This is a genomic window from Pelagimonas sp. (assembly GCF_058892305.1).
In genome coordinates, this window is sequence record NZ_JBZXVN010000024.1 from 1 (window position 1) to 7069 (window position 7069).

Consider the following 7069-nt stretch of genomic DNA (forward strand, 5'->3'; position numbering starts at 1 on the left):
CGTGACACGATGTTTGGCGGCAGTGGTCATGACCTTTTGGCAAGTGCGGCAGGTCACGACAGCCTGCGCGGCGACAGCGGCAATGACACGCTTTATGGCAATGCAGGCAATGATACGCTGACCGGTGGTAGTGGACAGGACCGGCTATCAGGAGGCAGCGGCAACGACCGTATCATTGGCGGTACCGGTCGGGACATCATGACCGGCGGCGCGGATGCCGATACCTTTGTCTGGCGTTCCGAGAGCGACAGCCCCAACGGCTCTGGCCACGATCAGATCACCGACTTTCAACGCGGGTCCGACCATTTGGACCTCAGCGACCTGCATGACGATCTGGTCTTTGTCACAACCAGCACCGGCAGAGCCGGCCAGGTTTGGTATGATCGAGACCAGAACCTTGTGCAGGTCGATCTCGACGGATCAGGCACAGCGGATGTCAGCATTGAATTACTCGGCGTTTCAAGCCTAACGGCAGGGGATTTCATTCTGAGCTAAGAGCGCCGTCCCGCCTGCTGGTTTGCAGTGTTTGTAAAACATCACGCAGTACAATCACGCCATACCGCGTGTTCATGTGATGGAAATCATCGCTGTCAAAAGCCCCTGCCCTTGGATGAAGCCGCTCTGGGTCGTCACCAAACTCAACTTTGGTCAGCCCACTGGCATCATAAACATCGTCAGGAGGCGACAAAAACGTGATCCCATGGCTGGCATAGAGCCGCGCCACATGGGCCCGATAGAGTTTCAAAAACGCTAGGTCGATTCCCGGATTCGCCCCAAAGCGAGCCCAAGCGCCATACCTATCATCCGTTTCAGGGCAATCGGCCCGCGGCACAGGTGGCGGCAAAAAAGCAACCTTTGGGGTTGTCCAGTTCCACCAGCACGGGTCTGGCAACCGCTTGCGGGCAATCTCGGTGCAAAAGGCGTCAAAGGCCGCTTGAGACAAACGTGGCACGTTCCCTTTTGGGCCCTCACGCCCAGTCCCACCGTCACAAACACCATCAATGCTGAACCGTTCAAACTGACTGAGGAAATCAACCTCATGCGAGCTACGCCCCACCACAACGATCTGATCAAACATCTTGAGGTCGATCCGGCGTTCCCCAAACACTTGGTCCAAAAACCGAAGGTTCTTGCGCGAATACAATTTGGGGTCATGGACGCCAAACACCCGGTTTTCCGACATTTCCAAGGAGTTGAACAAGGATGAATTGGCCGCGAAAAACGATGGATTGATGTCTTTGAACTCAGGCGCAATTTCCAGCCACCCTTGATACAAGGCCGCAACATGCGAATTCCCCAAAAACAAAACACGATACTTTGGGGGGCTAATTATCCTCCACAGTCGGGATCTCCCCAATTTGCGGCGAAGTCTGCGTGTCCTGTTACGGCTTAACAAAGCGGTATTTGCCCCCAAGGACCTCTGGCGTTACACCCATCTGCTCACCAAAGGCTTTGACCGCTTCTTGCACCTGTGGGTTCTTGTAGTCGTTGCCAACCAAAAGACCGCCTTTGCGCACAATCGGCCAATACCCCAAAAGATCTTGCAGCACAGGGTCTTTTTCACGCGCGGCATCCAAATACACAATGTCCGCTTTGGCGCGATAATGGCGCAGCACCTTGGCCCCATGTTCCGATGTCTGTGGCAAGGGGGTGATCATAGCCTGAAGGCCAGCATCAACCACATTGCGCATAAACGTATAATACAACATCGGGTAGCCATTCACAAAGCGCATAGAGTCAAAGCGCTGAGCATGGCTTTCGGTGCCGGTGTTCACAAAATTGCTGGCGGATCCAAGCCAGGTGTCGACACATACGATTTCAGCATCATATCCCAGATCACGACACAGCTTGCCCATATGAATAGCCGAAGCCCCCTTCCAGGTGCCAACTTCGACAATCAACTTGGGTTTGGTTTTTTTGATGGAGTTTGAGAAAATGCCATGCTCCGATCCCCACCCCTGTAAATCAGGTTCGGCCCAATTGGGGTCAAAGCCGTCATAGGGGTCAAACCCAAAGATCTGTTCACATATGGGTTTCATTCTTCACATCGCCTTTAGTCATCCCGTTTCCCAAGACCTACTGGACGTCCACAGAGGGTTCAAGGCGACAAGGATGCCATGTTCACATCAAAGGTAAGGCAGGCTAGGCCATCAAAGCCTCATGTCGGGCAATGGCGGTGTGAATGTCTTCGTGATACTCAAGCCGACCCGCGTTCAATAACAAGCCGCTCTCGCAGAAATTGCGCATTTCACTCATGGAGTGGCTCACCATAATGGCCCCTGCCCCGGCCATACGCGCCTGAAACACCGCCCGGCTTTTGCGTTTGAAACGCGCATCCCCAACGGCCGTGACTTCATCAATCAGATAGCTGTCAAAGGGAATTCCCATCGCCACCCCAAAGGCCAATCGCGACCGCATACCAGATGAATAACTGCGTAGCGGCATGTCAAAATGCCGGCCTATCTCTGCAAAATCCTTTACAAAATCAACAAGTTCGTCACTATCCACCCCATATGTGCGCGCCAGAAACCGGGTGTTTTGCAAACCGGTTAGATCGCGGTGAAACGAATTGGCCCCGCCAATTGGCCAAGACATGCGCCCCTCACGCACCACCCGCCCAGAAGAGGGCTGCATCGTGCCGGCAATCATCTGCAACAGCGTTGATTTGCCCGCACCGTTGTGCCCAAGCAAGCCCAAGGCTTTGCCGGGGGGCAATGACATCGACAGGTTTGAAATCACCTGCCGGTACTCCCCCCGCACCCAAAACCCTTTGGAGAGGTTTTCGAAGTGAATCATCGGGTGATCATCCTCGGTCCCGGAGGCTATAATAAACCAGTGCCAAAATAGCCCAAGCCGCCATTGCAAAGAACGCCGCCAAAGCCAAAAGCAACACTCTCCGCGGATATTCGGCGCGTTCGGCAAGGGTTGGGCGTACAAAGGTTGCGAGATAAAGATGCTGACGCGCCGCATTCGACCGCGCCGCATCCATCGCCGTCAGGGCCGCACGGTAGGTCTGTTCAGCAAACTCTCGTTCAACCTGCAACCCTTCGTATTGCGCCAAAAGCGCGGGATAGTCGGTGTTATCGACGGTCACATTTTTGGCGGCAAAGTTTTGGCGTTCCTCTGCGATACGCTCCTCGATCGCATCGATTTTCTGGCGCGCTTGCACCACACGGGGGTCCGTGGCGGTTGTGCTTTGAACCAACAGGTCATGATCAACCAGAACCTCGGCCAATTGCTGCTGCAAGCTATTCAACACCCCCATACGGCCTTGAATATCCGCCAATGGGTCTAGAATTTGTGTCCGAGCGCGAAACCCAGCCAGAGCCTCCCGCGCGGTGATGAGCCGTCTCAGAGCCTCATCCAGCTCAAGTTGTGCCGTGGCCATACTATCACGACGCGCAGTTTCATTGAGCGTGTTGATCATGGCTTCACTTTCAGCCACGACAAGGGCTGCGATATTCTGCGCGGTTTCGGGATCACGGGCGCGGACCTCAACCATGAGCAACCCAGAGCCTTTGTCATAGGTGATGCGCACCATCCGCTTCCAAAACCACAGCAAATCTTCGACCGTCGCCTCCGGCCAAAGCGAGAAAACCGGATCGACCTCCCAGTCAGCGGAGTAATGCTCAAAGAGGCCAATCTTGTCGTCGATGCTTTGTACGATTTCCTGACTTTGGATGAATTCAAACAGCACGTCAGAGTTGCCGCCATTGCTGCTGCCCACAATTTGGGTCAGCCCGCCCAAAAGCTCGGTGGCCGAGCTGGTTTCATCGCTGCGAACCGTGAAACCAGTGGTCGAGGCATATTGATCCTCTGCCATGCTAAAGAGGTAGGCCCCAGACAAGACAATCGGGGCTATGACCAACAGCAAGAGGCTAAACAACAGGCCCCAGTGACGCTTGCGAACAAAAACCGGACTGGCCACAGGCGGGACAGTCGCAACAGCCTGAGCCAAATCTGCACGCGCCGCCTCGGCCCGAATAGCCTCAGTTTCCGCCTGCCTCAGGGCGCGCCCTCTCTCCTTTTTAGCAATGAGCTTGTCATTCCATGACTTGATATATTCAAGGCGCTCTTCCTCGGTTGCAAAACTCTTGTTTTGCAACGCACGTTCGCGCAACGCTTTCGTTTCACGGGTGTTCAGGCCATAGGGATCGTCGTCTATGTTGCTCATACCCTTGCCTTTAATAGTGTTTTGCGACACAACTTAACCGGTTTTTCCGTCATTACCAATGACATTGGTTACAAAGAGACCCGTATAAACGCCAGTCCAAAGGTATCTGTCCATGACATCCTCTGCCGATGGGCATCCCACGCGCCCCTTCCCGACACCTATCGCCAAGCGCAGCCTATTTGGCGAAGCCGCGCGCTCCATATCGGCTCTAATCCTGCGTGAAATGTCGACCCGATATGGTCGCACACCCGGCGGGTATATTTGGGCGCTGCTTGAACCCGTCGGCATGATTATCATTTTGGGGTTTGCCTGGTCTCTGGTCGCCAAAACGCCGACCCTTGGCACCAGTTTCTTTTTGTTCAAGGCCACCGGTTTTTTGGTGTTGCAGATGTTTTTGATCACTGCCAATCAAGTCGGCCGGGCGATGAAATTCTCCCGCGCCTTGCTGTTTTATCCTCGGGTGACGTGGCTCGATGCTGTGCTTGCGCGGTTCTTTCTCAACATTTTGGTCACCACCTTGGTCACCGCCATCATCCTGACGGGCATCATCCACTTTGAAGAAATTCGAACCGTTCTGGATTTCGTCGATATCTTCTTGGCGATGACCCTCGCGGCCCTGATGGGGCTCTCGGTTGGCATGCTTAATTGCTACCTGTTTCAGCGTATTCCCGTCTGGGAACAGGTGTGGGCCATCAGCACACGCCCCATGTTCCTGATCTCAGGGGTGATCTTTATCTACGAAGATCTGCCCCGCGTTGGGCAAGACGTCTTGTGGTACAATCCAATTCTACACATCACCGGCATCATGCGAGATGGGTTTTACCCCCTCTACCATCCGACGTATATATCTTGGCTTTACCTCGGGATTTGGATCATCGCGCCATTGCTCGCCGGGCTTTTGCTGCTTCGGCAATATCACCGTGACCTTCTGAACAAGTAAATCCGCGTTTTGCAGCGAAACAGAGCCTAAACTCTAGGTTCCGGTATCGGGGTCTACCGAGTTGCGCAGCCGCGTGGTCGAGACATGAGCGGTATAGGGGAAATAGACGATCTCAACGCCATGCGGGGCAAGCGCGTCTTCCAGAGCGACCCATTTGGGGTGACCTTTCCAATCGTCCCCCACGAACATGCGGTGAAAGCCCAGCTTCTGCCAGGCCGCATATTTGTCCATGTCCTGCTGTTCGACCACCGTATCAACGCACGCCAATGCCCCAACAATAGCCATACGATCGGCCTGAGGGATAACAGGAGCCTGCCCTTTGCGCGCCTGAGCAAGGGCATCGGTCGTGACACCAACAATCAGATGGTCACATTGCTCTCGGGCACGCAGCAACAGGTTCAGATGGCCGATATGAAACATATCATATACGCCAGTTGTATAGCCAATCACCGCAGGGCCGCTGGCGGGCTGTTTATCAGAGGGCATCACAAGTCCTGACTGTCGCGCATCACACAAAAGAGTGTCCCGTAGATGCACCGCGAAAACAACCATATGCAACCCATCCGTAGGCATTGCAGCAGAGCTTTGCTATAGAGCGGGGGAACCAAGTCCGAGAGCAAACGTGCCCCACCCCCCCGCCATGCCAGTCCCATCTTGGGGTGACACAGTCACTGTTAGCCGGGTTAGAGCCTTACTTCGCCGATATCGCTGGCGGTTGGCAGATCGGTTTCGCCCCCATATTCCGCCGGCCTCCCCCCCTTCCCTGAAAGGGAAGACACGCCTGCGCATTGGGTTTGTCGTCTGCGAACCCGCAAAATGGGGGTTGGGGTCGCTCTTGGAACACCTCCAATCCGATCCGGCGTTTGACGTTGGTTTTTATCCGACGCTGTCCGACGTCCATCTCCGACTGCCTCGCAGCGCACGACAGGAAGAGTATCGCCAAATACGGGCATTTTTCGCCGAAATCGGGTCTATTTGGGGCGACTTGTACCACTCGCCAACGGATCGCCAAATCCCCCCCGACGCGATCAATTGCGATATTGTCTTTGTTCAGCAACCCTGGGGCATGCAGGATCTTCCTCGGCGTTTGGCCGGTCGCGTACGCACCGCCTATGTCCACTACGGCATGGCCGTCATCAAAAACGATCAGATGCAATTTGGATTACCAGACTTCCACCCGTTTTTGTGGCGCTACTTCTTGCCCACACAAGCCCATGTCGATGCCATCAACCACAGCGCGGGCCCTCGCCCCCCAAAGATGTGTGTCACGGGACACCCCAAGTTTGACGCCTATCTGCGCCCTGCCCTTCCCCGTGATCAGTGTCTGTCATGGCCCAACCTAGGTGAGGCGCAACGCAAACGGGTCATCTTCGCCCCCCATCACGCGTTAGAGCCAGGGTCGCTCCAGCTTGGAACGTTTGCTTGGTCCGGCCCGGCCATGTTGCAGATCGCGCAAGCCCACCCAGAGATCGACTTTCTCCTGCGCCCTCATCCCAACATGGCATTGGGCCTAAGCCGCAGCCATGTGATGAACGCACAGGAGTGGCAGGCCTATCGCACCGCATGGCAGGCCCTGCCCAATGCGGCGCTCTTCGAAGATACCCCCTATTTTGACACCTTCCGCTCGTCCGACGCCATGGTCACCGACAGCGGGTCATTCCTCGCGGAATATTTGCCAACTGAGGCACCTCTGATCCGGTTGGAACGCGTGGATGCCGCCCCACTAAACAGCTTTGGTCAAACCCTCGCTGCGGGCTTTTACACAGCCGATAATCAGGCTGACTTAGAAACGCGGTTTGCTGAACTGATCCTTGAGGGGAAGGATCCTTTGGCACAGGTCAGAACAGGTTTAGTGCCGCTTTTGGTGCCCTTTGCACAGCCCGCCGCCGACAAAATCGTGGCCGAGCTGCGCAGCTTGATGTGATTTAGGACTTACCGCCCAAACGTTTTCCGAC

8 protein-coding genes are annotated in these 7069 nt (G+C 55.2%); 3 read left to right on the forward strand and 5 right to left on the reverse strand.

The annotated features are described in order from the left end of the window. Positions 1 to 495: M10 family metallopeptidase C-terminal domain-containing protein (locus AC5EFR_RS10705; protein ID WP_493575815.1), on the forward strand; the 495-nt coding region annotated here is incomplete at its 5' end. Here the strand turns inward: AC5EFR_RS10705 and AC5EFR_RS10710 are convergent. The 4 genes from AC5EFR_RS10710 to AC5EFR_RS10725 all read right to left on the reverse strand — a co-directional run bounded on the left by AC5EFR_RS10710 (position 482) and on the right by AC5EFR_RS10725 (position 4174). Then, positions 482 to 1300, reverse strand: a complete 819-nt coding sequence (locus tag AC5EFR_RS10710; RefSeq protein ID WP_493575816.1) for a hypothetical protein — start codon at positions 1298 to 1300, stop codon at positions 482 to 484. The genes AC5EFR_RS10705 and AC5EFR_RS10710 overlap by 14 nt on opposite strands. Positions 1301 to 1382: 82 nt before the next feature. Next, on the reverse strand, positions 1383 to 2039 hold the full coding sequence (locus AC5EFR_RS10715) for a class I SAM-dependent methyltransferase (RefSeq protein ID WP_493575817.1): 657 nt from the start codon (positions 2037 to 2039) through the stop codon (positions 1383 to 1385). A gap of 103 nt (positions 2040 to 2142) precedes the next feature. Further along, positions 2143 to 2796 carry an ABC transporter ATP-binding protein gene (locus AC5EFR_RS10720; RefSeq protein WP_493575818.1) on the reverse strand — a complete coding sequence of 218 codons (654 nt, stop codon included), beginning with the start codon at positions 2794 to 2796 and terminating at the stop codon, positions 2143 to 2145. A gap of 7 nt (positions 2797 to 2803) precedes the next feature. Next, positions 2804 to 4174, reverse strand: coding sequence for a KpsE/RkpR family capsule polysaccharide export protein (locus AC5EFR_RS10725; RefSeq protein WP_493575819.1), 1371 nt, complete (start codon positions 4172 to 4174; stop codon positions 2804 to 2806). Positions 4175 to 4286: 112 nt separating this feature from the next. On the opposite strand from AC5EFR_RS10725, the gene AC5EFR_RS10730 reads away from it, so the two are divergent. Further along, complete coding sequence (locus AC5EFR_RS10730; RefSeq protein WP_299929932.1) at positions 4287 to 5114, forward strand: ABC transporter permease; 828 nt, start codon at positions 4287 to 4289, stop codon at positions 5112 to 5114. A 33-nt stretch (positions 5115 to 5147) separates the two neighbouring features. On the opposite strand, the gene AC5EFR_RS10735 is transcribed toward AC5EFR_RS10730, so the two are convergent. Next, the gene (locus AC5EFR_RS10735; RefSeq protein WP_493575820.1) at positions 5148 to 5600 is read right to left on the reverse strand and encodes an FAD synthase family protein; all 453 of its coding nucleotides are present in this window, start codon (positions 5598 to 5600) and stop codon (positions 5148 to 5150) included. Positions 5601 to 5949: 349 nt separating this feature from the next. Between AC5EFR_RS10735 and AC5EFR_RS10740 the strand changes: the two genes are divergently transcribed. After that, positions 5950 to 7038, forward strand: a complete 1089-nt coding sequence (locus tag AC5EFR_RS10740) for a hypothetical protein (RefSeq protein WP_493575821.1) — start codon at positions 5950 to 5952, stop codon at positions 7036 to 7038. Positions 7039 to 7069: the final 31 nt, after the last annotated feature.

What these genes read in the sequence shown, in the direction of transcription:
- AC5EFR_RS10715 (WP_493575817.1), bottom strand. Translation starts at nt 2,039, where the DNA reads ATGAAACCCATATGTGAACAGATCTTTGGGTTTGACCCCTATGACGGC.
- AC5EFR_RS10720 (WP_493575818.1), bottom strand. Translation starts at nt 2,796, where the DNA reads ATGATTCACTTCGAAAACCTCTCCAAAGGGTTTTGGGTGCGGGGGGAG.
- AC5EFR_RS10725 (WP_493575819.1), bottom strand. Translation starts at nt 4,174, where the DNA reads ATGAGCAACATAGACGACGATCCCTATGGCCTGAACACCCGTGAAACG.
- AC5EFR_RS10730 (WP_299929932.1), top strand. Translation starts at nt 4,287, where the DNA reads ATGACATCCTCTGCCGATGGGCATCCCACGCGCCCCTTCCCGACACCT.
- AC5EFR_RS10735 (WP_493575820.1), bottom strand. Translation starts at nt 5,600, where the DNA reads ATGCCCTCTGATAAACAGCCCGCCAGCGGCCCTGCGGTGATTGGCTAT.